The following is a 24,436-nucleotide window of genomic DNA, read 5'->3' as shown; positions in this document are numbered from 1 at the left end:
CCCGTGGCCCGATATGCCTGATGCGCCGGAATTAGCACTTACGTGCCGATGCGAGGGGCCGGACGGCCGATCCGGCCCTTGCATCAGATCCGTTCGGGCGGGGACTCCGTGGACAGGGCGCGGGCCTCGGCGGGCTCGGGCTCGCGGGCCACCGGGACGAAGGGCTCCCGCTCCTCGGCCCGCGGCGAGGCCGGTTCGGCGACGGAGGCGGGTTCGACGGCGGAGGCCGGTTCGACGGCGGAGGCCGGTTCGACGGCGGAGGCCGGTTCGGTGGCCGAGGCGGGTTCGGTGGCCGAGGCGGGTTCGACGGCGGAGCCCAGGACCGACAGCAGCATCGGCGCCAGCAGGGACCGCACGATGAAGGCGTCGATGAGGATGCCGACGGACAGCGCGAACGCGAGCTCCCGGAACGGCCGCAACGGCACCAGCGCCAGCAGGCCCAGGCTGACCGCGAGCGTGACCGCGGCGGTGCGGATGGCGTGCGCGGACTGCGGCAGCGTGATGGCGAGGGCCTCGCGCAGCGGACGGCCGCGCGCCTCCCGCCAGGCCGGGCCGATGCCGAAGATGTTGTAGTCCGAGCCGAGCGCGACCAGCAGCACGGCCGCCGCGAACGGCACGTAGAAGGTCAGGCCGTCGTTGCCGTACACGTCCTGGAACACCCAGGTCGTCAGGCCCAGGGTGGCGCCGATGGCGAGCACGCTGCAGGCGAGCAGGCCGAGCGGCGCGACGAACGCGCGCAGGAAGAGCATCAGGAACAGCAGGTTGGCGATGAGCGCCGCGACGGCGATGCGGCCGAGGTCGCTGACGGTCTGATCGACGATGACCTTGGCGACGGCGGTGTCGCCGCCGAGGCTGGCCTGCGCCCCGTCGAGCCCGGCGGCCCGCAGCAGGCCGGGCAGGTCGCGGTCCAGCCGGGACACCGACTCGATCGCGGTGGCGCCGAGCGGCTCGTCGGACAGCACCAGCAGGAACCGCACGGCGGTGCCGTCGGTGGACCGGAACACGTTGAGCCCCGGCGGGACGCCCGGGGTCTCGGGCCCGAGCACGCCGGCGACGCCCGGCGCCTGGGTGAGCGACTGCTGCAGCCGGGCCAGCTCCGCGGCCCGCCCGGCCACGCCGGCGCCCTGCACCAGCAGTTCCGTCGGCGACAGGATCCCGTCGGCGAAACCGGTCTGCGCCTGGTCCGCCGCCACGCGGGCGGGGTGCTTCGTCGGCAGCGCCTCGACGAACGACAGGCCGAGCCGCAGGTGCAGCACCGGTGCGGCCATCGTGATCATGGCCGCGGTGAGCAGGAGCAGCATGGGCGCGGCGAACCAGCGGCGGGTGAGCAGCCAGGACCAGCCGCGGCGGGGCCGGTCCGGGCGTGGGGCGGCCGGCGCGACGGCCCGCCGGCGCAGCGGCGACCAGAACGCGCCGGAGCCGAAGATGGCCAGCAGCGCGGGCACCAGCGTGACCGCCACGAGCATGCCGATGACGATCGCGAGGGCCATCCCCGGCCCGAATGCCCGGAACGCCGGTGAGCCGGCGACCAGCAGCGCGCCCGTGCCTGCGGCGGCGGTGGCCCCGGCGGTGGCGATGATCGGGGTGAATCGGGCGGTCGCCTGCCGGGCCGCCTCGAGCCGGTCGGTGCCGGCCGCCAGCTGGGTCCGCACCGCCGCGAAGTAGAACACCACGTAGTCGGTCACCACGCCCAGCAGTAGCGCCACCAGCAGTGGCTGGGTCTCCTGCGGCACCGGTACCCCGAGCCGCTCCGCGACCGCGCCGCCGATGGACAGCGTCAGGACGATCGCGACCCCGGCGACGGCGAGCGCCAGCAACGGTGCGACCAGCGAGCGGAACACGAACGCGATGATCAGGAACACCGCGATGACCGTGATGAGCTCGAGCCTCGGCAGGGACGACAGCACGATGCGGGTCTGCTCGACCCGCGCGGGCACGGAGCCGGTGATGCCGACCACGGCGTCGTCGGCGTCGTAGTGCGTGGCCACGAACTGCTCCGCCGCCGCCTGCTGGCCGCCGAACGTCACGCTCGGGTCGGTGAACAGCAGCGTCACGATCGTCGTGCCGTCCTCGGCGGAGCCGGGGAACAGCCCGAGGGTGTTCATCACCGGCACCGCCGCGACGATCGGCTTCGCGCCCGGGTCGCTGCCGTCGCTGACGGCCTTCGCCCGCGCGACCGCCTTCGCCTGCGTCGCGGGCGACAGCCCGCCGGGGTTGCGCTGCACGACCGCGACCCGGCTCAGCACGGGGAACCCGAACTTGTCGATGGACTGCAGCTCGCTGCGGACCGCCGGGTTGTCCGCCGAGATCAGCTGCTCGAGGTCGTTGCCGCCGGTGCCGTACGCCGGGATGTAGGCGATCGTCACGGCGGCCGCGGCCACCCAGAACGCCACCACCAGCCAGCGCAGCCACACGACGGTTCGGGCGTACCACTCGAGCAGCCGGCTCGGGTACCACCGGCTCCGGGGCGTCCTGGGCTCACTCACCGGTCGTACTCCGATCCGTCGCGTGTCGCGTGTGGCACGCGGTTACCCGACCCCCGCGGTCCGGAAACGACGGATCATCCCGGACGGTTCAGGTGGCGGGGCCGTACAGCCGGGCGATGTCGGGCGAGTCGAGCCACCGGCTGTACGTCGGCGACTGCGGCCAGCCTTCCGGGGAGTCCTGCCACTCCTCCTGCCGCCCGTAGGGCAGCACGTCGGCCAGGGCGAACGTGAACGTCAGCTGTTCGACGCCGCGACCGCTGGTGTGCCAGGTCCGGTAGACGGTGTCGCCGTCGCGCAGGAAGACGTTCAGCCCGAACCCGCCGGCGGGTGGCGCGTCGACGTCGGCGCCGAACGGGCTGCCGGCGGTGGAGTACCACGGCATGGTGTTGCCGACCCGTTCGGCGTACGCGAGGGCCGCGTCGATCGGGCCCTGGGTGACGATCACGAAGCGGGCGTCGTAGTTGGCGAGGAAGTCCAGCCGGGTGAACGACGACGTGAGACTGGTGCATCCGCCGCACTGCCACTCGGCGTCCGGGTTCCACATGTGGTTGTACACGATCAGCTGCGACCTGCCGTCGAAGACGTCCACGAGCCGGACCGGTCCCTCGGCCCCGACCAGGGTGTAGTCGGGCATCCGCACCATCGGCATCCGCCGTCGCTGCGCGGCGATCGCGTCGAGCTCCCTGGTGGCCGCCTTCTCCCGGGCGCGCAGCTCGGCCAGCTCCTTGCGCCAGGTGGCTTCATCGACAACGGGTGGCAGCGTCATGATCCATCTCCTTCGTTCGGGTCGAGTGCCCCGAAGCATCCGCCGGGGTCGTACGTGGACTTGACCTGGCGCAGGCGGTGCAGGTTGGCGCCGAAGTACGCCTGCGCGCCGTCCGGAAGATCCGGGTCGGGAAAGTTCTGGTATACACCGCCGGACCGGCACCCGGCAGCCAGTCGGTGGGACCCGTGCAGCCACCGGCGGGCGGCGGCCGAGTCCCGCGGGTCGGCGGTGGTGAGGTGCTGCAGCAGGAACCGTTCGGCGCGGTGGACGAACGCGGTGGCGCCCGCCGGCACGCGGTTGTAGGCGCCGCCCATCGGCATGAGATCCAGCATCCGCGCCTGGCCCGGTCGGCGCCGCGCGGTCAGGTGCCGGGTCAGGGCGACGATCGCGGCGCGGGGCAGCGGCTCGGCGACGAACCCCGACCTGCGGAAGGTGTACGCCCCGGCACGATCCGGGCCGTCGCCGGCCAGCAGCCGCTTCGTCTCCCGGTGGGAGGCGGCTCGTCGCTCGTCGGAGGTCGGCGCGGCGCCGACCCGGGCGATGCAGTCGCCGAGCACGGCCGCGGCCGCGGACGGCGGGCCCACCATGGTGCCGACCACCGACGCGCTCGGTGGCGTCGCCGGATCGGCCGGGACGGTCAGGTGCAGGCTGGCGGCGAGCCCGTCCGGTGCGGCCGGCGCCCACGCCTGCCACGCCTCCACGAGCGCCACCGCGCACCGGTGCGGCCAGGTCAGCCGGAAACTGACCATCGCCGGCGCCGGCACCGTGGCGAACGTCAACGCGGTGACGGCGCCGAACCGGCCGGTGCCGCCGCGCAGCGCCCAGAACAGGTCGGCGTGGGTGCGCTCGTCGCAGGTGACGACGCGCCCGTCGGCCAGCACCACCTCGGCGGCGCGCAGGCGGTCGCAGGTGAGCCCGTGCAGGCGGCCGAGGACGCCGAGCCCCCCGCCGAGGGTCAGGCCGGCGATGCCGACGCTCGGCCCGCAGCCGGCCGGGACGGTGCGGCCGTGCCCGGCGAGCGCGTCGTACACCTGCGCGAGGTTCGCCCCGGCGCCGACCCGCGCGGCACCGTCGGCCACCGACACGGCGCTCAGCGCCGTCATGTCGATCACCACGCCCGCGGTCGTGGAGCGGCCCGCGAAGTCGTGCCCGCCGCCGCGCAGCACCGCGGGCAGTCCCGCGCGCCGGACGAAGGCGATCGTCTCGGCCACGGCCGCCGTCGAGGCGCACCGCACCACCGCCAGCGGGCGCACGTGGTGGAACCGGGGATCGACCGGCCGGCGCAGCGCCTCGTAGCGGGCCGAGTGCGGCAGCACGACCTCCCCCGCGCTGCGGGCGAGCACCGCCCAGTCGGCCTCCGTGACCTCCGTCATGGCTGTCGACGCTACGGGCGCGGGCGCGGACGGCGCTTGAACAAATCGGCCAGTACGGTGAGCGGATGCAGCACAGCTACGTCGAGCGGCTGCCCGTGCCGGCGCTCGCCGACCTGGTCTCCGCCGTGTTCGTCCAGCGGGTCGACCCCGGCGGCGCCGCGTTCCGGCACCGCAGCGTCCCCACCGGCAGCGCCGAGCTGACCTGCCGGATCGGGGCCACGCCGGCGGTGCTGGGCCCGCGCACCGGCCCGGTCACACAGCTGCTGGCGCCCGGGACGACCGTGGTCGGGCTGCGGCTGCGGCCGGGCGCCGCACCGGCGGTGCTCGGCCTGCCCGCGTCCGAGGTCGCCGGCCGCGAGCTCGACGCCGGCGCCGTCTGGGGCCGCGGCGCCGCGCAGCTGGTCGGCGAGCTGGTCGCCGCCGCGCCGTCACCGTGGCACGCGCTCGCCGTCCTGCAGGCGCACGTCGTGGACCGGCGCACCGACGCCGACCGGCCGGATCCGCTGGTGGCCGACGCCGTCCGGCACCTGATGCCCGGACGTGCCGGCAGCGTGACCGAGCTGACGTCCACACTGCGGGTCTCCGACCGCAACCTGCGGCGCCGTTGCCTGGCGGCGGTCGGCATGCCACCCAAGACGCTGCACCGGCTGCTGCGGTTCCAGGGTGTCCTGGCCGCCACCCAGCGCGCCATCGCGCAGGGCCGGCGACCGGCCGAGGGTGGCCTGTCCCGGCTGGCCGCCGACGCCGGGTACGCCGACCATTCGCACCTGGATCGGGAGTGCCGGCGGCTGACGGGGACGTCCGTGCGCGCGTTCCTGCTGGAGACCGCCGGGCAGTGCGCGGCCGGGCACGACCACGCCGCCTCCTATACGGCGCTGCTGCCCGACGTCCGGCATTGACGCCCGCCACACGCGTCCACTGGTGACCGTTCACGGTCCGGCGCTGGCCTGTGAGGGCGCCGGGGCGACCGGCCAGGCGGCTGCGGCGCTCGTCTGCCAGAGCCGGATCGTGTGGTCCTCGCTGCCGGTTGCCAGGATGGCGCCGTCGGTACGGTAGGCCAGGCTTCGCACGGTGGCGGTGTGGCCGCGCAGGGTGGCTGTCAACGCGCCGGTGACCGTGTCGTGGATGCGCACGTCGTCGCCCTCGGCCACGGCCAGGGAACGGCCGTCGGGGCTGTACCGGACGGCCTCCGAGGTCACCTCGAGGGAGATGGCAGCGCGGGCCGGCGTGGCCGTCGCGGGGTTCCAGAACCTGATGCCGACCGCCTGCCCGCCGGCGCCGACGGCGGCGAGCGTCGCGCCGTCAGGGCTGTAGGCGACGCTGTAGACGCCCGACCAGCCGGTGGTGATGGTGCGCAGGCCGCGGCCGGTGGCGACGTCCCAGAGCCGGAGCGTGCCGTCGCCGCCCGCGGTGACCAGAGTGCTGCCGTCCGGGCTGAAGGCGAGGTCGTACACCACCTGCGAGTGCCCCTGCAGGACGTTCTTCGCCTTGCCGGTGTGCGCGTCCCACAGCCGGGCGGTCGTGTCGAACGACCCGGTGGCCAGGGTGTTGCCATCGGGGCTGAACGCGATCGCGCGGACCCAGGCGGTGTGGCCGGTGAGCGTGGCGGTGTTCCGGCCGCCGTCGCCGCTCCACAGCCTGGCGGTGCGGTCGGCGTTGCCACCGGTGGCGATGGCGCCGTCGGGGCTGACGGCGACGCAGTACCCGCCGTGGCCGGAGCTGAACGGCGCGCCGCTCGCGCCGCTGGCCACGGTCCATACCCGGGAGGTGCTGTCGTTGCTGCTGCTGACGAGGCCCGTGCCGGTGGGCAGGAACGCCAGGCCGGTCACTTCGCCGTCGTGGCCGGTCAGCGTGCGGATGAACGCCGGGGCAGCGCCACTGCCGACCCCGCCGTCGGCGGCGCCGCTGATCCCGCCCGCGGCGGCACCGGCGACCGTGACCGAGCCGCCCGTCGACGCGCTACCGGTGCTCGCGGGTGCGCTGCGGTCCTCGCTGCGGTCGTACCAGACGGTCGCTGCGACCACGGCGACGACCAGCGCCGCGGCGGCGCCGGCCAGGACACCCCGCCGGCGCAGCCAGGATCGTGCCGGCGCCGGCGGGACCGCCTCGACCGCCACCGCCACCGGCGCCTCGGCCGGTGTCAACGCTCCGGACGGCGGCGGCGCCGCGGCGTCCGCGACCGGCTGCGCCGCGACGGAGGCCGTCACTGTGGTGTGCTGGCCGGCCAGCAGGCTGCCCTCGGCGACCACGAGCTCGGGCCGCTCCACCACGGTGGGGGTCACGCCGAGGTGGCGGTGCAGCAGGGTGGCGGCCAGCGGCATCCGGGAGGCGCCGCCGACCAGGAACAGCCCGGCCAGTTCGCCCGGGCCGACGCCGGCCTCGCGCAGCGCCGTGTGGGTGGCGCGCATGGTGCGCTGCAGGATCGGCAGCGCCAGCTGCTCCAGCTGGACCCGGGTCAGCAGCGCGTCGTCGTCGAAGATCGGCACGTGCAGCAGCGTCGACGCGGTCCGGGACAGGATCTCCTTGCCGATGCGGACGTCCTCGCGGAACGCGTGCGCGGCGCGGCGGTCCGCCGGCGTGGACGGGCGGGTGAGCCGCTGCCACGCCTCGGCGTCACGCTGGGCGTACGTGGCACCGAGGTGCGCCACGATCGCCGCGTCGATGTCCAGGCCGCCGGCGTCGGGCAGCCCGTGCTCGGCGAGGACGTCGAAGCCGTCGCCGGTGCTGCGCACGACGGAGGCGTCGAACGTGCCGGCGCCGAGGTCGTACACCAGGATCCGCGCGCCGGCCGGTGCGGCGCCGGCGAGGCCGGTGAAGGCGCAGCCGGCCGCGACGGGCTCGGCCAGCAGCCGGGGGTTCGGCAGGCCGGCGGCCTCGGCGGCGGCGGCGAGCACCGCCTGGCGGCGGGCGCCCCAGCCGGCCGGGCAGGTGAGCACGGCGCCGGGGACCGGCCCGCCGGTGACCCGTCCCGCCTCCACGGCGACCCGGCGCAGGACGGCGGCGAACACGTCGGGGACCGGGAACTCGCGGCCGCCGAGCAGCAGCGTGCCGTCATCGACGCTGCGTTTCGGGTGCGGCTCGTATCCGCCGGGGTAGGCCCGCGCGGCGTGCACCGCGTCGCGGCCGACCAGCAGGCTGCCGTGCTCGTCGGCGCACACGGCCGACGGGAGCAGCTCCGTGCCGTCGAAGAGCAGCGGCCTGGGCCGGCCGTCGGGCCCGGCAAGCACCGCCACCGTCGTGGAGGTGCCGAAGTCGACGCCGAGGCCACACTGGTCCTGGATCACGTGATCGCCTTTCTCAGGTCACAACGAACGCGGGCGCGACGGTGTGCGCGCGAGGACGAGCGCCGCGAGGGCGCGGTGCCCGGCGGCGCTGGGATGGCTGTCGTTCTCGGCGCAGATGAGGGTGAGCCGGCACAGGACCTTCCGCCGGGCCGTTGCGTCACCCGGCGGGTTGAAGATCGGCGACGGGTCGGCGAAGCGCGCACCGGCGGCGGCTCCGACGGCCGCCATGGCCGCGTTCAGCGCGGCGATCAGCCGGTCGGCGGCCGCGAGGTCGGTGAGCTGGACCGTGAACGCGCCCACCAGCACGATCCGCGCGTGCGGTGCCGCGGACCGCAGCCGCACCAGCGCCTGCCGGAGACGTCCGGCCAGGGCGGCGATCTCGGCCGGCGCCCGGTCCAGCACGCAGGCGACGTCCGGACAGGACGCCAGGAACAGCCGGATGTCGTTGCCCCACAGGGTGAGCGTGATGAGGGTGTGCGCGTCGCGCCGGTGCCCGGCGAGGAACGCCTCGGCCGCGGCGAGCTGGCTGCCGGGGTAGTCGTCGTGCAGCCGGAAGCCGGCGGCGCGCCAGCCGCACGGGCCGGCGATGAACGTGCCGGTGGTCTCGCCGGGGCACGAGTAGTTGACCGTCCGCAGCCCGGCGGCCCGTGAGACGAGGTCGGTGAAGCCGGTGAACGCGGACGGTGGCAGGCCGGCCAGGGCGCCGGCGGTGGTGAAGCCGTAGGGCAGCGAGTCGCCCAGGGCCAGGTGGTAGCGCAGCGGCGGGTGGGCCGCCGCGGGGGCGGGCGTCGCCGCGGTGACCGAGGCGACGGCCAGCGCGGCGGCGAGCAGCCGGGTCAGGTGCCGGTTCATGGTCTCGATGCTCGGCGCCGGCCCCCGCCGGGCGCGTCAGTAGTTCTACGCATGTCCGGTACTGACCGCGGGTGCCATCCTGAGCCGGTGAGAACCCGTGTCGTGCTGCTCGCGGTCGCCGCGCTGCTGCTCGCGTTCCGCATCTGGTACTTCGAGCGGCTCGGCAGCTGGCTGTGGCTGATGCTGATCACGGCCGCCGTGCAGTTCACGGTGATCGTGGCCGGTGTCGTCGCCCTCAGGCGCCGGCCGGACAGCCGGGTCGGCGTGATCCTGCTGGCGTGGGGCCTGTTCGTCGTGCTCAACGGCCCCGGCACGGCCGAGAGCGGGCTGCTGCTCGCCGTCGAGGGCGCCCTCCAGCCGCTGTACTGGACGCTGCTCGCGCACGCCATGCTGACCTACCCCGACGGCCGCACCCACAGCCGCCGGGAACGGGTCTTTCTCACCGTGACGTACCTGTGGCCGCTGTTCTGGCTGGTGCCGTGGTTGTTCGCGGAGCCCGCCTGGATGGTCGTCTGCCCGGCCGACGGCTGCCCCGCCAACCCGTTGCTGATCTCACCGGAGCGGGCGTTCGTCGTGCACTGGTACGACGTCAACGACATCCTCGCGGTCGGTCTCGGCGTCTGGTTCCTGGCCCTGGTCGTCCTGCGCCGGCGCGGGATGGCCGCACCGCAGCGCCGCAGCGCCGCGCCGGCACTGTGGGCGATCGGCGTGCTGTCGGCCGCCTACCTGATGCACGTCGGCCTGGGGTTGTTCAACGTCACCGACGGTCATCTCTGGGCGGTGATGTGGTGGGTGCGGCGCCTGGCGACGCTGCTCGTGCCGGTCGGGCTGCTGATCGCGCTGGTGAACACGAAACTGGCCCGGGCGGACGTGGCGGCGCTGCTGGTCCGCCTCCGCACCGCCGACATCGCCGAGCTGCAGAGCGGCCTGGCGGCGCTGCTGCGCGACCCCAGCCTGCGCATCGTCGCGGGCGCGGCGGGCGAAGCCGACGGCACTGATCTGGGCGACGGGTACACGATGCACCACCACCGCAGCGCCCGCACCGAGGACCCGGAGCTGTTCGAGGCGGGTGTCGCCGCGGCCCGCATGACCATCGAGAACGCGCGGCTGCACCGGCAGGTCCACGCCCAGCTCGCCGAGGTGCGCGCGTCGCGGGAACGGCTGGTCCAGGCCGCCGACGCGGAGCGCAGGCGGGTGGAGCGGGACCTGCACGACGGGGCGCAGCAGCAACTGCTCGGGGTGGGCATGGCCCTGGAGACGGCCCGCCTGGAGGTCCCGGACACCCATCCCGCCGCCGCGATGCTCGACGACGCCAGCGGCCAGCTGCGCCACTCGATCGACGAGCTGCGCGCGCTGGCCCGGGGGTTGCGGCCCGCCATGCTGACCGAACGCGGCCTGCCCACCGCCCTCGCGGAGCTGCGCCGGCGCGCCAGGGCCGATGTGGCGCTCGATGCCGCAGGGGTACCGAGGCTGCCGGCCGACGTCGAGACGGCCGCCTATTTCGTGGTGAGTGAGGCGCTGCAGAACGCGGTCCGGCACGCGCCCGGCGCCCGGGTGCACATCCGGGTGACCTTCGGCGACGGCGAACTGACGGTCCAGGTGCGCGACGACGGCCCCGGCGGCGCCGATGTGGACCGCGGGTCCGGGCTGCGCGGCCTGGCCGACCGGGTCACCGTGGCCGGCGGGGTGTTCAGCGTGCAGAGCCCGCCCGGCGGGGGGACCACGGTCGAGGCCCGCATCCCGGCGGCGCCGATGGCAAGGACGGAGTGAGTGATGCGCATCGTCGTCGCCGACGATTCCCTGATCGTCCGGGCCGGCCTGACCAGGCTGCTCGGCGCGATCGACGCCGTCGAGGTGGTGGGTGAGGCCGCCGACGTCGAGCAGTTGCACCGCGTCGTCGCCCACGAGCGGCCGGACCTGGCCATGGTCGACATCCGCATGCCGCCGACCTTCACCGACGAGGGCATCCGCGCCGCCGGCCGGATCCGGCGCGAATACCCGGCCGTCGCGGTGCTGGTGCTGTCGCAGTACGTCGAGACCGCGTTCGCGATGGAGCTCCTCGACGGCGGCCGCACCCACGTCGGCTACCTGCTGAAGGACCGGGTGATGCAGCGCGCCACGCTGATCGACGCGGTGCGGCGGGTCAGCGCCGGCGACGTGGTGGTCGACCCGGCCCTCGTCGAACTGCTGCTCGCCGCGCCCGCGGTGCCGGAGGCGCTCGCGGTGCTGTCCGACCGCGAACGCGAGGTGCTGGTGCTGATGGCCGAGGGGCTCACCGACCGTGGCGTCGCCGAGCGGCTCGGCGTCTCCCCACGCACCGTCGGCACGCACATCCAGCACATCTTCGACCGTCTGGGCATCGCCGACACGGCCACCGACAACCGTCGCGTCCGCGCCGTGCTGTCCTACCTGGACGCATCCTCCGAACGCCGGCGCCCAGGGCAGTAGGCGGACACGTCAGCCGCCGGTGCAGGTGGCCAGGGCGGTCTTCAGCTCTGTGCCGGCGGTGGTGGAGGTGGAACGGCTACGCCAGGCGACATGGCCGTCCGGCCGGACGAGGACCGCGCCGTCGGGTGCGATGCCATACAGGTCGGGCCATCCGGGCTCGGTCAGGACGTGACTGGCGACGGGCACCGCGGGGCACTGCGCGGCGGCGTCGCGCCAGGCGCCGCCGGGTCCGGCGGTCAGCAGCGTGAACGTCCGGTCGAACAGGTCGACGGTGGAGGTCCCGTCGGCCAGCCACAGGTGCGGGGCGCGGCAGCCGGGCGCGGCGCTCTGCCGGTAGTCGGCGCCGGGTGGGTCGGCGTCCGGGCCGCCGTCGCCGGCGACGACCGGCGAGCGGTACTGGTAGCCCATGTCGAGCTGGGCCAGGCTGCGCCCGCTGAACGGCGCCCCGTCGCCGCTGAAGAGCCGGGACCAGGCGGCGCCGGTCTCCTCGGCGTTGCACCGCCCGACCGGCTCCCGCTCGGCGGCGTAGGTGTCCAGCAGCGCCTCGCCGGCGTGGCCGTGCACGACGGCGGCGAGCTTCCAGGCGAGGTTGTGCACGTCGTGCATCGCGGCGCTCACGCCGGTCGCGCCGGCGGGCGGGAAGCGGTGGGCGGCGTCGCCGGCCAGGAACACGGGGCCGTGCGCATAGCGGGCGGCGGACTGCGCGGCGGCCGTCCACGGGCCGCCGGCCAGCACGTCCAGGGTCAGGTCGGGCAGGCCCAGCACCTCACGGACGGCCCCCGCCGACAGGTCGGCCACCGGGCCGGGCCGGCTGATCACCCAGCGGTCGTCGGCGTGGGTCCAGATCAGCGCGGCGCCGGTGGCGGTGAGGAAGTAGATCCCGCGCGGGCGGGCGCCGGTCCAGGCGCTCAGGTCGGCCCGGAACGCGATCATCGTCTGCCGGCCGAGGTCGTCGGGGCCGTTCATGTCGATGCCGAGCTGCTGGCGTACGCCGCTGCGGGCGCCGTCGGCCGCGATCATCCAGCGGGCCCGGACCTGCGTCGTGCGGCCGGTGTCCACCGACGTCACGGTCGCGCGGACGGCGCCGTCGACGATCCGGAACGACTCCAGCCGCGCGCCGGTCCGCAGCTGCCCCGCCGGGTGGCCGCGGGCGTGGTCGCGCAGCACCGACTCGAACACGTCCTGCGAGACCGACAGCCCCTCGCACGGGCTCACCGTGGTCCGGCCGGCCGACGGCACGTCCTCCCGCAGCGGCGCGCCGGTCAGGTCCGTGCGCCACTCCGCCCCCGGCGTGATCGGCAGTTCCACGGCGCGCAGGTCGGGTTCGACGCCGCAGACCCGCAGGATCTCCATCGCCCGGGAGTGCACGCCCCTGGCCCGCGGCAGCGGGGACCCGGCGGTGCGCTTGTCGATCAGCAGCGAGTCGACGCCGTGCCGGGACAGCAGCAGCGACGCGGTCAGCCCGGCCGGTCCACCGCCCACGATCAGCACGGTCGTCTCGGCGACTTCCTCAGTCATAGCGACGCTCGTTTCGTCATAGTGCGACTATGACTACAAGAGTGATACTCTCCCGGCGTGGTTGTCAAGAAGGAGGCGTCGAGCCACCGGCAGCGCCAGGCGGCGGCGACGAAGGCGCAGATCGCCGCGGCGGCACGGACCCTGTTCGCCGCCCAGGGCTATGTGGGGACGACGATCGCCGCGATCGCCGAGGCCGCCGACATCCCGGCGCCGACGATCTACTCGGCATTCGGTGGCAAGGCCGCGATCCTGCGGTCGATCGCCTGGGGCGTCGCCGGCACCCTCGACGTCGACCGGGCCCACGAGGAGGCGCTCGCCGAGCCGGACCCGCGGGACGCCCTCCGGACGTGCGCGAACCTCCAGCGCCGGCAGTTCGAGCAGATGTATGACGTGATCGACATCTACCAGGAGGCGGCCCGGACCGATCCGGACATCGCCCAGGACGTGCGCACCATCGCCGGCAACCGGGAGCGCGCCTTCCGCCGCCAGGTCGAGGCCATCGCCCCGGATCTCGCGCCCGGCGTCAGCGTCGAGGACGGCGTCGCCATCTATCTCACGCTGGTCCTGCCCGAGGTGTACCGCACCCTCGTCGTCGAACGCCGCTGGACCGACGACGGCTACGAGCGCTGGCTCGCCGACGCCCTGATCACACAGCTCCTGCCGTAGCGTCCTGGCTCGACGCGTCCTGCGGAAGGCGGCGGGCGAGATGCACGATGACGTCGGCGACGAGCTCGACCGTCTCCGGCAGGACCCGCTCGATCCGGCGGAACACCTCCTCCTGCGCCGAGGCCGGCAGTTCGAGGTAGGCCGAGAGCGTCGAGAGGTGCCCGACGTAGTCGGGCGCGCGCATCGTCACGCGCCGCTCGATCACCTGCTGCCGGACGTCGGCGAACCACGGGGTCTGCTGCAGCTCCGTGCCGGGCCACTGCATCGCATGCCCCTCGGGGGTCCCGTCCGGCGAGGGGATCTCGTCGGTGTCCAGGAACGGCGCGCGGGCCGCGCGCACGGCCTCCTCCGCCGCCGGGTCGGCCAGCCGGACGGGCCCGCCGCACGAGGCGAGCACGCCGCCGGGCTCCAGCAGCGCCGCCATCCGTGACCACCGGCCCTGCGGGCTCGTCCAGTGCAGCGCCGCCGCCGCGTAGACCAGGTCGTAGCGCTCCCCCGGCGGCAGGTCCTCGAAGGCGGCCCGCACGGTCCTGACGTCCGCAGGCACGTGCTTGCGCAGCTCGGCGAGCATGGCCCCGTCCGGGTCCGTCGCGGTGACGACGGTCCCCGGCCGGGCGAACAACCGGGTCGCCTTGCCCGTCCCGGCGCCGATCTCCAGGGCGGTCCGCACCGGCCGGCCGGCGTAGGCCAGCACCGTGTCGCGCAGCGCCTCGGGATATCCGGGCCGGAACCGTTCGTATGCTTCCGCGACCGCTCCGAAGCTCAACGCGCGACCAGACATGCCGGGCATCCTGCCATAATTCCCGCCGCCGACGCCCGGGTTTTACTGGCGGCGGAGCCGTTCGCACGCTGCCAGGGCCTGGTGCAGCGCGTATTCGACGCCGCTGAGATCGTGCCGGTCCAGGGCGTGCCGGCCGCGGGCGAGGCACGCGGCGAGCAGCCGGGTCTCGCCGCGCGGCGGCGGCGGGCGGGTCGCCCCGCCGTGGATCCGGGTGAGCGCGCCACTGCGGGCGAGGCTCGCCAGGTCGCGCTGCGTGGTGGCGAGGGAGGCGCCGGTCGCCTCGCGGATGTCGGTGATCGTCACGTACTCCCGCTCGGCCAGCAGGTCGATGATCCGCTGGTGCCGGACGGACGGCAGCATGGCAGGCGACATGGCGTCACGAGATGGGGTACAGCTGACCGCCGGTGTCCGCGGCGACGGCCGGGCCGAAGTCGACCTCGCGGCCGTCGACGGTGAACCGGTAGCGGCCGAGACGGCGGATCGCGGGGGTGGCCTCGAGGTAGTCGCGGAGGTCCTCGAGCTCGGCGGGGGTCAGCCAGCTGGGCGGGTCGGACACCGCCCGGAAGCGGCAGATGTCGGCGAGGTCGCGCAGCCAGCGCAGCTGCTGCGGGGTCAGCAGGTTGAGCTTGCTGCGGAAGTAGATGACGTCCGGGTCGACCTCGACGAGGGGCGCCTGCCACAGCCGGTGCAGGCTGTTGACGACGGCGTTGCGGGCGGTGGCGTCGGACGGGTCGACGGAGGCGTAGTTGTCCCACATCGGGGCGACGTCCGGGCCGCTGCGCAGGCCGTCGAGCAGGCCGAGCGACGGCAGCAGCATCGCGCCCGAGCCGAGCAGGTAGACGTCGTCGCCGGCGGTCTCGCGGATGACCTGCAGCCCCTGCCGGTAGAGCGCTTCGCGCGGGCGGTCAGGGCCGGCGCCGGGGACGGGTGCGGCGCCGGCGTTGACGAAGTCCAGCTTCAGGTAGCGGAAACCCCACTCGTGCACCACGGTCCGGATGAGCGCGGCGACGTGGTCGAGGGCGTCGGCGCGGGCGAGGTCGAGCGCGTAGTACGGGCCGCCCCAGTTGTACCCGGCGACGACCGGCTGCCCGTCGGGCCCGCGCAGCAGCAGCTCCGGGCGCTCGGTGGCGACCCGGGAGTGCGGCAGCGCGATGAACGGGGCGAGCCACAGGCCCGGGGTGAACCCGGCGTCGGTGATGCGGTCGGCGAGGCTGCGCATGCCGCTGGGGAACTTGGCGTTGGGCTGCCAGTCGCCGACGAGCTCCTCCCAGCCGTCGTCGATCTGCACGACGTCGAAGGGCAGCCCGGTGAGGTCGGCGATGTCCTTGGTCAGCTGGGTCTCGGTGATGTTCTCGTAGTAGGCGTACCAGCTGCACCAGACGTTGCCGGCGCGGCGGGTGGTGGCGCCGAACCTCGCCGCGAGCTGGTCGGTGTAGGCGCTGAACACGTCGTCCTCGGTGCCGTAGGCGAGGAACCAGTCGGCGCCGGCGCCGGCGTACCAGCCGGTGAGCGTGTCGTGGTCGGCGACCAGCCGCGGGGTGTCGAGGCCGAGCGCGCCCAGCAGGAGGGTCCGGCCGCCGGCGTCCTGCAGGGCGGCGACCGCCGAGGAGTGGTGCCGGGCGGGGTCGTCGAACGTGGGGTCGTCGGCGGTGACGAGCCGTTGCGGGTTCGGCACGCGCAGGGGAGGTTGGCTCAGCCGCCGCCAGCCGCACGGGCTCCACGAGTTGTACCCGTGCCGGTAGAACGACGCGTCGCCGAGTCCGTGCAGGATCGCGATCCGGCCCGGGGGTAGCAGGACGCCACCGGGGACGGGACGTGGTGTGCCGTTGGCGGAGTGCTGGAGGGCGAAGTGGTGTCCGCCGACCTCCACGAGCTGTGCCATGGTTCTCCTTTGCGGGTGCGGTGCGGCGGGGCGGGACAGACCCGCCCCGCCGCGGTCAATAACCGGGGAACGGCTACTTGAACAGGCCGTTGACCTGGTCGTTGGCCTTCTTCAGCGCGTCGGCCGGGGCGGCCTGGCCCAGCGCCACGGACTGGATGGCGTCCTGCACGATCTGGCTGACCTCGTTGCCGTGATCCGTGATCGGCAGGAAGAACGTGCCGCCGGACGCGGCCGCCTGGTCGGTGAACGCCTGCACGTTGCGGCCGGCGGCCTTGTGCGCGGCGAGGGCCTTCTCGGTGCCGGACTTCACGGCCGGGAAGACGACGGCCTTGTCACCGACGATGTCCTGGCAGGCGGACGAGCCGAGGAACTTCACCCACGACCACGCCTGGTCCGGGTGCTTGGTACCGGCGTAGATCGCGTCGGAGAGGCCGTTGATGGCGGTCTTGCGCCCGGACGGGCCGGCGGGCAGCGGCGCGAACGCGTACTGCTGCTTGGCGCCGGTGCCGAGGTAGGTGCCGATGGTCCAGGAACCGACGATGGTGTACGCGGCCTGCCCGGAATCCATCGTGGCGTCGCGGCCGATGGTCGACTGCTTGTCGAACTTCGGGGCGTAGCCCTTGTCGATCAGGTGCTTGAACCAGCCGATGGTCTCGGCGAGCTTCGGGTCGTCGTACTTGTACTTGGTGCCCCACGGGTTCTTGTCGAGGTAGCTGAAGCCGTTGGCGACGGCGAGGTCGCCCCAGCCGTTCTGGCCCTGCGAGCCGTCCGCCCACTCGGGCAGGAAGCCGTAGACCTTCACGGTGTTCTTGTCGAAGGCAGGGTCCAGGCCGTTGCGGCCCTGCGCGTCGACGGAGGCCTTGGCGATCGCCTGCTCGAAGCTGCCGCCGTCGGCCGGGTTCCAGGTGAGCTTGTCCAGCCCGGCGGTGTCGGTGACGAGCTTGGTGTTGTAGACCAGGGCCATGGTGTCCCAGTCCTTCGGCAGGCCGTAGCGCTTGCCGTCCTTGACGAACAGGTCGGCGAGGCCGGCCTGGTACTGGTTGAGGTCGACCTTGTCGCGGTCGACGAACGGCTGGATGTCCAGGATCTGGTTGCTGGTGACGAACTGCGGATAGTAGGACGCGTGGTCGGTCCACACGTCGGGGGCGCTGCCGCTGGCCAGCTGGGTGGTGAGGTTCTGCCAGTACTGCGCCCAGGCCGTCTGCGTGAACTTGATGGTGGTGTTCGGGTTGGCCTTGCTGAACTCGTCGGCGCAGGCCTGGTAGGCGGGCAGCTGCTTGTCGTCCCACAGCCAGTAGTTGAGGGTGACCTTGCCGCCGCCGTCGCCGGACTCCGAGGAGCAGGCGGCGAGCGACAGGGTGGCAGGCAAGGCGAGCGCCGCGGCGGTCAGCGCAGCCGCCGTGCGGAGGCGTGTGTTCACGGGGGTTCCCTTTCGCAACAGGGGTGTCATTTGATGCCGGTGAAGTTCAGCGACTGCACCAGCCGCTTACCGAGGAAGATCAGCAACAGCAGGACGGGCAGGACGGACAGGGTGGAGGCGGCCATGAGACCGGTCCAGTCCGGCTGGGTGTTGGGTGACTGCTGCAGGAACACGCCGAGCGCCACGGTGAGCACCCGGTTGTCCTCCCCGCGGCCGACGAGCAGCGGCCACAGGTAGTCCTTCCACGCCCACACGGAGGTGGTGAGCGCGATGGTGATGAGCGGCCCGCGGCTCATCGGCAGGATGACCCGCCAGAAGATGCCCCAGCGGCTCGCGCCGTCGATGATGGCGGCCTCCTCCACCTCGGCGGGCACGGAGAGGAAGAACTGCCGCAGGAAGAACACGGCGAACGGGGTCATCAGCAGCGCCGGCGCGACCATGCCGGCGAAGGTGTCAATGGCGTCGAGACTGCGCACGAGGGCGAAGTTGGGCAGCAGGGTGAAGATGGGCGGCACCATCAGCGCCGCGATGACGGCGCCGAAGAGCAGGTCCCGGCCGGGGAAGCGCAGGCGCGCGAAGGCGTATCCGGCCATGGCGCAGCAGAAGGTCTGCACGCTGGCGATGAGGCCGCTGTAGATGATGGAGTTGAGGGTGTACCGCAGGAAGTTGATCTGCGCGCCGGAGCCGCCGGCGTCGCGTGCGGCCTGCTCGTCGACGAGGCCGAGGATCCTCCAGAAATTGATCATCGTGGGGTGCTGCGGCACCAGGCCGGAGCTGTCGGAGTAGATGTCGGCGGCGGGGGTGAGCGCCGTGCGGAGCATCCAGTAGAACGGCAGGATCGTGACGACGAGGAACACGATCAGGGCGGTCCAGGCCAGCAGCCGGCCCGGCCGCGGACGGCGGGTCATGTCAGATCCGATCGCGAGGCGCGCAGCAGCCACATCTGCACGGCGGTGAGCAGGCCGAGGATCAGCACGAGCGCCATGGCGACCGCTGAGGCGTAGCCCATGTGGAAGTACGTGAAGGCCTGCTGGTAGATGTAGTAGTAGATGACCCTGGTGGCGCCGACCGGCACGACCTTGTCGGTGACGGCGACGGTGTCGAAGATCTGGAACGAGCCGATCAGCGACACGACGAGCACCAGGGCGAGGATCGGGCGCAGCAGCGGCAGCGTGATCCGGCGGAACATGCGCAGCTCGCCGGCGCCGTCCAGGGCGGCGCTCTCATACAGGTGCGGCGGGATCTGCAGCATGCCCGCGTAGAGCAGCAGCGCCGTGTAACCGGTGTAGGCCCAGGTGTTGATGAGCGCGATGGACGGCAGCGCCAGGTCCGGCGAGCGCAGGAAGCCCTGCGGCTCCACCCCCACCGCGGACAGCAGGTGGTTGACGAAGCCGAGGTTGGCGTCCAGCAGCCACATCCACAGCAGGCCGACGGTCACGTTGGGCACCAGCCAGGGCAGCAGCAGCGTGGCCCGCAGCACGACCGAGCGGGTCAGCCGGTGCATGAGCGCGGCCACGCCGAGCGCGAGCACCGTCTGCGTGCCGATGTTGACGACCACGTAGTAGGCGGTGATCCGCAGCGACTTCCAGAACTGCGCGTCACCGGCCAGCTTCGCGTAGTTGTCGGCGCCGACGTAGGACGGGGTGTTGAGCAGGCTGTAGTCGGTGACGGAGTACCAGACGCCGCGGACCGTCGGGTACAGGTAGAACACGGCGAACCCGACCAGGACCGGCGCCAGGAACAGCCAGGCGACCCGCCGGTCGTCGCGGTGACGGCGCGGCCCCCCACCGGCCGGTTCGGCGGGCGGGCCCGATGCCGGCGGGGCGGTCACCGCCAGGGAGTTACGCATCGTCACGATCCGAGCCTCGATTCGTCCATCGAAAATCTTCGAGTTTTGCGTCTTGCGGCGAGGGGTGGGCGGCCGTTAATAATGATGAAGCTCAGGGAAACTTTGTCAACACCTCCTCGTATCAAATCGAGGTACGGGGACCGCACACCCCACGTCCCGGAGGCCCATCCATGCGTACCGCCCTGCGGCGGCGAAGCATCGCGTTCGCCGCCGCACTCTGCACGGCCGCCGCTACGGCCGTGCTCGCCGTGGCCCCGCCCGCCGGCGCGGCCCCGGCCGGACCGCCGGCCAGACCGGCTCCGCCCGCCACGCCGAGCCCGTCGCTGACCGACCACCCGCTCACCGCCGCCCCGAGCCCGCTGGACAACCCGCTCAAGGGCTTCGCCCGGTTCTACTTCCCCGGCGACAACCAGAGCCTCGGCTACCCGCGGTCCCTCGCGTGGAGCTACTTCGGCCTGTCCGAGGTGATGACCAGCGCCACCAGCTGCGCCACCTACGACTGGTCCATTGTGGACAACGCGCTGAACGAGATCGCCTCGTACGGCAACCAGGCCGCCATCCGGCTCTACATGGAGTACCCGGGCGGCACCGGCAGCCACCCCGGCAACGCCATCCCGCACTGCTTCGACGGGCACGTCACCTACCGCAACAACACCTTCTGGGGCACCGTGTCCCCGGACTACGACAGCCCCTACCTGCTCAGCGCGGTGTCGAACTTCATCGCCGCGTTCGGCGCCCGCTACGACGGCGACCCGCGCATCGGCTTCATCAACCTCGGCCTCGTCGGCCTGTGGGGCGAGTGGCACACCTGGCCGTTCGACACCGACACCGCCGACGGCTACCCGAACCTGATGCCGACCGACGCGCACGGCGCCCAGGTCATCCAGGCGTTCGACACCGCCTTCAACAAGACCAAGCTGGAGATCCGCTACCCGGACTCCGCCGGCGGCGCCGCCAACACCCGCGACATCGGTTACCACGACGACTCGTTCTGCTACAAGGAGGGCTCACCGCTGGCCGGGGTCACCCTGCCGCAGTCCATGGGCGGCGCCGACTACGCACAGCTGCAGCGGGCGCTCAACATGGGCGTGGAGAACAAGTGGATCACCAACTCGATGGGCGGTGAGGTCCGCCCCGAGATCCAGAGCTCCGCGTTCACCGCCTGGCCCGGCGGCACCGGCCAGGTCGACAACATGAAGGCCTGCATCGAGCTCGAGCACACCACCTGGAAGATCAACCAGACCAGCCAGAGCTACTCCCCCACGGACGCCAACGTCGCCGCCGCCGTGCGGCTCATGGGCTATGACCTCAGCGCCACCCACGCGTACTTCCCCAACACCGTCACCGGCAGCAGCGCCACCGTCGGCGTCACCCTCGTCAACAACGGCGTCGCCCCGTTCTACTACCCATGGACGGTCACGCTCGGCCTGAAGAACGCCGCCGGCACGGTCGTCAAGACCTGGGACACCCCCTGGGACCTGCGCACCGTCCAACCGCTGAAGATCCGCGCGTTCCCCGACTGGGGCGTCGGCGCCGACCCCACCTACCGAGACTTCGGCTACCCGCAGTACTTCCAGGCGGGCGTCAGCCTCACCGGCGTGGCGACCGGCTCCTACCAGCTGGTCATGCGGGTGAAGAACCCCCTCGAGGCGCTCAGCCCGGCCGCGAAGAAGCTCCGGTTCGGCAACACCACCCAGAACGCGGACGGATGGCTCGGCCTCGGCGGCATCGGCGTCGGTACCGGCGGCGGCACCGACACGACACCGCCGTCCGTGCCGACCGGGCTGGCCTCGCCGGCGAAGACGGCCAGCAGCGTGTCGCTGACCTGGAACGCGTCCACAGACAACGTCGGCGTCACCGGCTACCGTGTCCTGCGCGGCGGCACCCAGGTCGGCACGGCGGCGGGCACGTCCTACACCGACAGCGGGCTGTCCGCGTCGACCGCCTACACGTACACCGTCCAGGCGTATGACGCCGCCGGCAACAGCTCGGCCGCCTCCGGCCCGCTGACCGTCACCACCAGCGCAAGCGGCGGCGGGGGCGGCGGCGGCATCGGCCTCGACGACTTCGACGGCAACCCCGCCTACCCGTCGGCGGCGAAGAACGACCTGGCCAAGTGGACCGGCGGCAACTGCTTCCTCAACGGCGGCGGCAACGGCGTCGTCTCCGGCGGGGCGCTGACGTTGCAGTACAACAACTGCGGCTGGTTCGGCAGCGACGTCGGCACCGACGTGTCCGCGTACACCTACCTCGTCGTGCGGATCAAAGGCAACGCCGGCGGCGAACAGACCCACTTCAACCTGAGCCTCGGCGGCACCACAAAGGTGTTCGGCGACTACACCCTCGACGGCGGCGCCCACCCCGTCATCACCACCGCCTACCAGGACATCAAGATCCCCATGGCCGCCAACGGCATCAGCCGCACCAGCCCCGCCCAGCTCGCCATGGGCTTCTGGTACGGCGGCAACAGCAGCATCTCCATCGACCACTTCTCCTTCACCAACTGACGCACCCGCGCCGGCGCCGTCCACAGTGGACGGCGCCGGCCGCTTAAGGAGAACGATGCGCCTCACCCTCCGCGGGATCGCCGCCGCCACGGCCGTCCTCGCCCTCGCCCTGACCGGCGCGTCCGGCGCCGCCCACGCCGACCCGCCGACCACGACCGCCACCTACACCGGCGACCTCGCGAGCGTGTTCACCAACCCCGAACGCGGCTTCCACAACCGGTACGAGATCATCAACGACCCGGCCGTCAACGATTACGCCAGCAACACGATCCCCGGCTTCAACCCCGACATGCTCGACCGCACCTTCGCCCGCGCCAGGGCCAACGGCAACACGCTGATCCACAGCTACCTGCACCTGGACAAGTACCAGACCACCGACCTGCCACCGGCGCTGCTGACCAACCTCGGCAGCGGCCTGGCCGCGATCCGCGCGCAGGGCCTGAAGATCGTGCTGCGCACCGCCTACGTCTGGGACGGCTACTCCGCCGTCACCGAGCCGCAGATGGAGCGGCACATCGACCAGCTGGCCCCGGTCCTCGCCGCCAACGCCGACGTGATCCTGCACCTGGAGGCCGGGTTCTTCGGCGCCTGGGGCGAGTGGCACGAAAGCCCCTACACCGCCTCCTCCGAGGAGAGCCAGGCGCCGGTGCGCTACCGCCTGGTCAAGAAGCTGCTCAGCAGCACCCCGGCGACGATGCCGATCGCCATCCGCTACCCCATCTTCAACTACGAGTTCGCGCAGCGCACCACGCCCCCGCCCGGCTGCCCGCTGCCGGACAACTGCCTCATGACCCCTGCTGACCGCGACCGGCTCGGCTTCCACGACGACTGCTTCCTCGCCGACACCGCCGACATGGGCACCTACGACCAGAACTCCTGGCTCGGCTGGTTCGACGTGTCGGTCAAGAAGCAGTGGGTGTACGACATGGCCACCAGCACCGGCGGCAACACGATGATCGGCGGGGAGACCTGCAACGCCAGCGGCGCCAACGACGCGGCCGGTGTCAACGCCCAGTTCGAGCTGTCCCACCAGCACTGGACCGAGATCAACGAGGACTACGCGCCGGTCAACACCGACATCTGGAAGGCCGCGCACCTCGCCGCGTCCGGCAGCGACCCGGCCGAGACGCTGTTCACGCGTATCGAACGCAAGCTCGGCTACCGGCTGCGCCTCACCGACGCCACCTACACGGCGCAGGCCACGGCCGGCGCCCCGTTCACGTTCGCCGCGCACCTGTCCAACGACGGCTACGCCGGGATCATCAAGCCCCGACCGGTGTTCCTCGTCTTCGACAACGGCACGTCTCGCTACAACGTGCAGTTGCCCGGCCTCGACCCGCGCACCTGGCGGCCCGGCGCCGCCACCGTCCCCACCCAGACGGTCACCCTGCCCGCGATGACGGCCGGCACCTACAAGCTCGCGCTGTGGCTGCCGGACCAGGCCACCGGGCTGCGCGGCAACCCCGCCTACTCGGTCCGTCTCGCCAACACCGGCACCTGGGACGCGGCGAAGGGCTACAACGTCCTGGCCAACGCGATCGCGGTCGGCTCCTGCACCGCGGACTGCGTCGCGCCCACCGCGCCGACGCTGACCTCGACCGGCGTGACCGGCACGTCCGTCGGACTGTCGTGGACCGGCGCGACCGACAACGTCGCGGTCACCGGCTACCAGGTCCGCCGCGACGGCACCGTGGTCGCCACGGTGACCGGCACGTCGTACACCGACACCGCCGTGCCGAACGGTTCGCACGCCTACACCGTCACGGCCCGCGACGCGGCCGGGAACATGTCGGCGCCCAGCAACACCGTGACGGTCGGCGTCGGCTGCACCGACTGCGCGGCACCGTCGACACCCACCGGGCTGGCGGTCACGGCCACGACACCGACGTCGATCGCGCTGTCGTGGAGCCCCGCCACGGACAACGTCGGCGTCACCGGATACCTGGTGTTCCGCAACGGTACGCAGGTCGCCACGCCCGCCGGTACCTCGTTCACCGACGCCGGGCTGGCCGGCGGCTCGTACACGTACACCGTGAAGGCCCGCGACGCGGCGGGCAACCTCTCCCCCGCCTCGGCACCGCTGACCGCCACGACGGCAACCCCGCCGCCGGTCGGCCTGGTCCTCGACGACTACGACGGCACCCCCGCCTACCCGTCAGCGGCAAAGAACGACCTGGGCCGCTGGACCGGCGGCAACTGCTTCCTCAACGGCAGCGGCAACGGCGTCGTCTCCGGCGGGGCGCTCACGTTGCAGTACAACAACTGCGGCTGGTTCGGCAGCGACGTCGGCACCGACGTGTCCGCGTACACCTACCTCGTCGTTCGCATCAAAGGCAACGCCGGCGGCGAACAGACCCACTTCAACCTCAGCGTCGGCGGCGCCAGCAAGGTCTTCGGCGACTACACCCTCGACGGCGGCGGCCACCCGGCCCTGACCACGACGTTCCAGGACATCCGGATCCCTCTCGCTGCCAACGGCGTCAACCGCACCAGCCCCGCCCAGCTCGCCATGGGCTTCTGGTACGGCGGCAACAGCACCATCACCATCGACAGCATCGCGTTCACCAACTGACGCTCCTCGCCGGCGCCGTCCCCACGGGCGGC

The 24,436-nt window shown here is 72.9% G+C and carries 18 protein-coding genes; 6 read left to right on the top strand and 12 right to left on the bottom strand.

What is annotated here, in order from left to right; genetic code table 11:
* Positions 1 to 83: 83 nt before the first annotated feature.
* From AB0K00_RS18495 to AB0K00_RS18485, 3 genes are all read right to left on the bottom strand, one after another.
* Entirely contained in the window at positions 84 to 2,486 is a 2,403-nt protein-coding gene (locus AB0K00_RS18495; protein WP_363522236.1) for an MMPL family transporter, read from the bottom strand.
* Positions 2,487 to 2,574: 88 nt separating this feature from the next.
* Positions 2,575 to 3,252: a DUF899 family protein gene (locus AB0K00_RS18490; RefSeq protein ID WP_363522234.1), complete on the bottom strand. Its 678-nt coding sequence runs from the start codon at positions 3,250 to 3,252 to the stop codon at positions 2,575 to 2,577.
* Positions 3,249 to 4,625: an FAD-binding oxidoreductase gene (locus tag AB0K00_RS18485; RefSeq protein ID WP_363522233.1), complete on the bottom strand. Its 1,377-nt coding sequence runs from the start codon at positions 4,623 to 4,625 to the stop codon at positions 3,249 to 3,251. Before AB0K00_RS18485 ends, AB0K00_RS18490 begins: the two co-directional genes overlap by 4 nt.
* A gap of 65 nt (positions 4,626 to 4,690) precedes the next feature.
* Here AB0K00_RS18485 and AB0K00_RS18480 point away from each other — a divergent pair, with 65 nt between their 5' ends.
* Positions 4,691 to 5,524 (top strand): DUF6597 domain-containing transcriptional factor, encoded by an 834-nt coding sequence (locus tag AB0K00_RS18480; RefSeq protein ID WP_363522231.1) that lies wholly within the window; start codon positions 4,691 to 4,693, stop codon positions 5,522 to 5,524.
* Positions 5,525 to 5,554: 30 nt separating this feature from the next.
* Here AB0K00_RS18480 and AB0K00_RS18475 read toward each other — a convergent pair whose 3' ends face one another.
* Positions 5,555 to 7,909, bottom strand: coding sequence for an Hsp70 family protein (locus AB0K00_RS18475; protein WP_363522229.1), 2,355 nt, complete (start codon positions 7,907 to 7,909; stop codon positions 5,555 to 5,557).
* An 18-nt stretch (positions 7,910 to 7,927) separates the two neighbouring features.
* Complete coding sequence (locus AB0K00_RS18470) at positions 7,928 to 8,761, bottom strand: GDSL-type esterase/lipase family protein (protein ID WP_363522227.1); 834 nt, start codon at positions 8,759 to 8,761, stop codon at positions 7,928 to 7,930.
* Between the two features lie 87 nt (positions 8,762 to 8,848).
* On the opposite strand from AB0K00_RS18470, the gene AB0K00_RS18465 reads away from it, so the two are divergent.
* Positions 8,849 to 10,531, top strand: a complete 1,683-nt coding sequence (locus tag AB0K00_RS18465; RefSeq protein ID WP_363522225.1) for a sensor histidine kinase — start codon at positions 8,849 to 8,851, stop codon at positions 10,529 to 10,531.
* Between the two features lie 3 nt (positions 10,532 to 10,534).
* A complete protein-coding gene (locus AB0K00_RS18460) occupies positions 10,535 to 11,209 on the top strand; it encodes a response regulator transcription factor (RefSeq protein ID WP_363522223.1) in 675 nt (224 codons plus the stop codon).
* 9 nt (positions 11,210 to 11,218) lie between these two features.
* Here AB0K00_RS18460 and AB0K00_RS18455 read toward each other — a convergent pair whose 3' ends face one another.
* Positions 11,219 to 12,727: an FAD-dependent monooxygenase gene (locus AB0K00_RS18455; RefSeq protein WP_363522221.1), complete on the bottom strand. Its 1,509-nt coding sequence runs from the start codon at positions 12,725 to 12,727 to the stop codon at positions 11,219 to 11,221.
* 57 nt (positions 12,728 to 12,784) lie between these two features.
* On the opposite strand from AB0K00_RS18455, the gene AB0K00_RS18450 reads away from it, so the two are divergent.
* Positions 12,785 to 13,393: a TetR family transcriptional regulator gene (locus AB0K00_RS18450; protein WP_363522220.1), complete on the top strand. Its 609-nt coding sequence runs from the start codon at positions 12,785 to 12,787 to the stop codon at positions 13,391 to 13,393.
* Here the strand turns inward: AB0K00_RS18450 and AB0K00_RS18445 are convergent.
* The 6 genes from AB0K00_RS18445 to AB0K00_RS18420 all read right to left on the bottom strand — a co-directional run bounded on the left by AB0K00_RS18445 (position 13,374) and on the right by AB0K00_RS18420 (position 19,325).
* Positions 13,374 to 14,174 carry a class I SAM-dependent methyltransferase gene (locus tag AB0K00_RS18445; RefSeq protein WP_363522218.1) on the bottom strand — a complete coding sequence of 267 codons (801 nt, stop codon included), beginning with the start codon at positions 14,172 to 14,174 and terminating at the stop codon, positions 13,374 to 13,376. The two genes, AB0K00_RS18450 and AB0K00_RS18445, sit on opposite strands and share 20 nt — an antisense overlap.
* Before the next feature lie 42 nt (positions 14,175 to 14,216).
* A complete protein-coding gene (locus tag AB0K00_RS18440) occupies positions 14,217 to 14,546 on the bottom strand; it encodes a DeoR family transcriptional regulator (protein ID WP_363522216.1) in 330 nt (109 codons plus the stop codon).
* A gap of 4 nt (positions 14,547 to 14,550) precedes the next feature.
* Positions 14,551 to 16,056: a glycoside hydrolase family 36 protein gene (locus tag AB0K00_RS18435; RefSeq protein ID WP_363522215.1), complete on the bottom strand. Its 1,506-nt coding sequence runs from the start codon at positions 16,054 to 16,056 to the stop codon at positions 14,551 to 14,553.
* Positions 16,057 to 16,129: 73 nt separating this feature from the next.
* Positions 16,130 to 17,476: a sugar ABC transporter substrate-binding protein gene (locus AB0K00_RS18430; protein WP_363522214.1), complete on the bottom strand. Its 1,347-nt coding sequence runs from the start codon at positions 17,474 to 17,476 to the stop codon at positions 16,130 to 16,132.
* A gap of 26 nt (positions 17,477 to 17,502) precedes the next feature.
* On the bottom strand, positions 17,503 to 18,384 hold the full coding sequence (locus AB0K00_RS18425; protein ID WP_363522212.1) for a carbohydrate ABC transporter permease: 882 nt from the start codon (positions 18,382 to 18,384) through the stop codon (positions 17,503 to 17,505).
* On the bottom strand, positions 18,381 to 19,325 hold the full coding sequence (locus tag AB0K00_RS18420) for a sugar ABC transporter permease (RefSeq protein ID WP_363522464.1): 945 nt from the start codon (positions 19,323 to 19,325) through the stop codon (positions 18,381 to 18,383). Before AB0K00_RS18420 ends, AB0K00_RS18425 begins: the two co-directional genes overlap by 4 nt.
* Before the next feature lie 170 nt (positions 19,326 to 19,495).
* Here AB0K00_RS18420 and AB0K00_RS18415 point away from each other — a divergent pair, with 170 nt between their 5' ends.
* Together AB0K00_RS18415 and AB0K00_RS18410 are read left to right on the top strand one after the other, a co-directional pair.
* Positions 19,496 to 21,832, top strand: coding sequence for a carbohydrate-binding protein (locus AB0K00_RS18415; RefSeq protein WP_363522211.1), 2,337 nt, complete (start codon positions 19,496 to 19,498; stop codon positions 21,830 to 21,832).
* 55 nt (positions 21,833 to 21,887) lie between these two features.
* Positions 21,888 to 24,404 (top strand): DUF4832 domain-containing protein, encoded by a 2,517-nt coding sequence (locus tag AB0K00_RS18410; RefSeq protein ID WP_363522209.1) that lies wholly within the window; start codon positions 21,888 to 21,890, stop codon positions 24,402 to 24,404.
* Positions 24,405 to 24,436: the final 32 nt, after the last annotated feature.

Origin of the sequence: Dactylosporangium sp. NPDC049525 (genome assembly GCF_040676755.1) — a bacterium.
Taxonomy (GTDB): Bacteria; Actinomycetota; Actinomycetes; order Mycobacteriales; family Micromonosporaceae; genus Dactylosporangium.
The sequence above is the reverse complement of the archived record's forward strand: the minus strand, read 5'-3'. Positions and strand labels throughout refer to the sequence as shown.

Excerpts from the sequence above, each read along its gene's own strand:
- AB0K00_RS18435 (WP_363522215.1), bottom strand. The coding sequence starts at position 16,056 with ATGGCACAGCTCGTGGAGGTCGGCGGACACCACTTCGCCCTCCAGCAC.
- AB0K00_RS18440 (WP_363522216.1), bottom strand. The coding sequence starts at position 14,546 with ATGTCGCCTGCCATGCTGCCGTCCGTCCGGCACCAGCGGATCATCGAC.
- AB0K00_RS18480 (WP_363522231.1), top strand. The coding sequence starts at position 4,691 with ATGCAGCACAGCTACGTCGAGCGGCTGCCCGTGCCGGCGCTCGCCGAC.
- AB0K00_RS18490 (WP_363522234.1), bottom strand. The coding sequence starts at position 3,252 with ATGACGCTGCCACCCGTTGTCGATGAAGCCACCTGGCGCAAGGAGCTG.
- AB0K00_RS18485 (WP_363522233.1), bottom strand. The coding sequence starts at position 4,625 with ATGACGGAGGTCACGGAGGCCGACTGGGCGGTGCTCGCCCGCAGCGCG.
- AB0K00_RS18460 (WP_363522223.1), top strand. The coding sequence starts at position 10,535 with ATGCGCATCGTCGTCGCCGACGATTCCCTGATCGTCCGGGCCGGCCTG.
- AB0K00_RS18410 (WP_363522209.1), top strand. The coding sequence starts at position 21,888 with ATGCGCCTCACCCTCCGCGGGATCGCCGCCGCCACGGCCGTCCTCGCC.
- AB0K00_RS18455 (WP_363522221.1), bottom strand. The coding sequence starts at position 12,727 with ATGACTGAGGAAGTCGCCGAGACGACCGTGCTGATCGTGGGCGGTGGA.
- AB0K00_RS18445 (WP_363522218.1), bottom strand. The coding sequence starts at position 14,174 with ATGTCTGGTCGCGCGTTGAGCTTCGGAGCGGTCGCGGAAGCATACGAA.
- AB0K00_RS18470 (WP_363522227.1), bottom strand. The coding sequence starts at position 8,761 with ATGAACCGGCACCTGACCCGGCTGCTCGCCGCCGCGCTGGCCGTCGCC.
- AB0K00_RS18420 (WP_363522464.1), bottom strand. The coding sequence starts at position 19,325 with ATGCGTAACTCCCTGGCGGTGACCGCCCCGCCGGCATCGGGCCCGCCC.
- AB0K00_RS18415 (WP_363522211.1), top strand. The coding sequence starts at position 19,496 with ATGCGTACCGCCCTGCGGCGGCGAAGCATCGCGTTCGCCGCCGCACTC.
- AB0K00_RS18425 (WP_363522212.1), bottom strand. The coding sequence starts at position 18,384 with ATGACCCGCCGTCCGCGGCCGGGCCGGCTGCTGGCCTGGACCGCCCTG.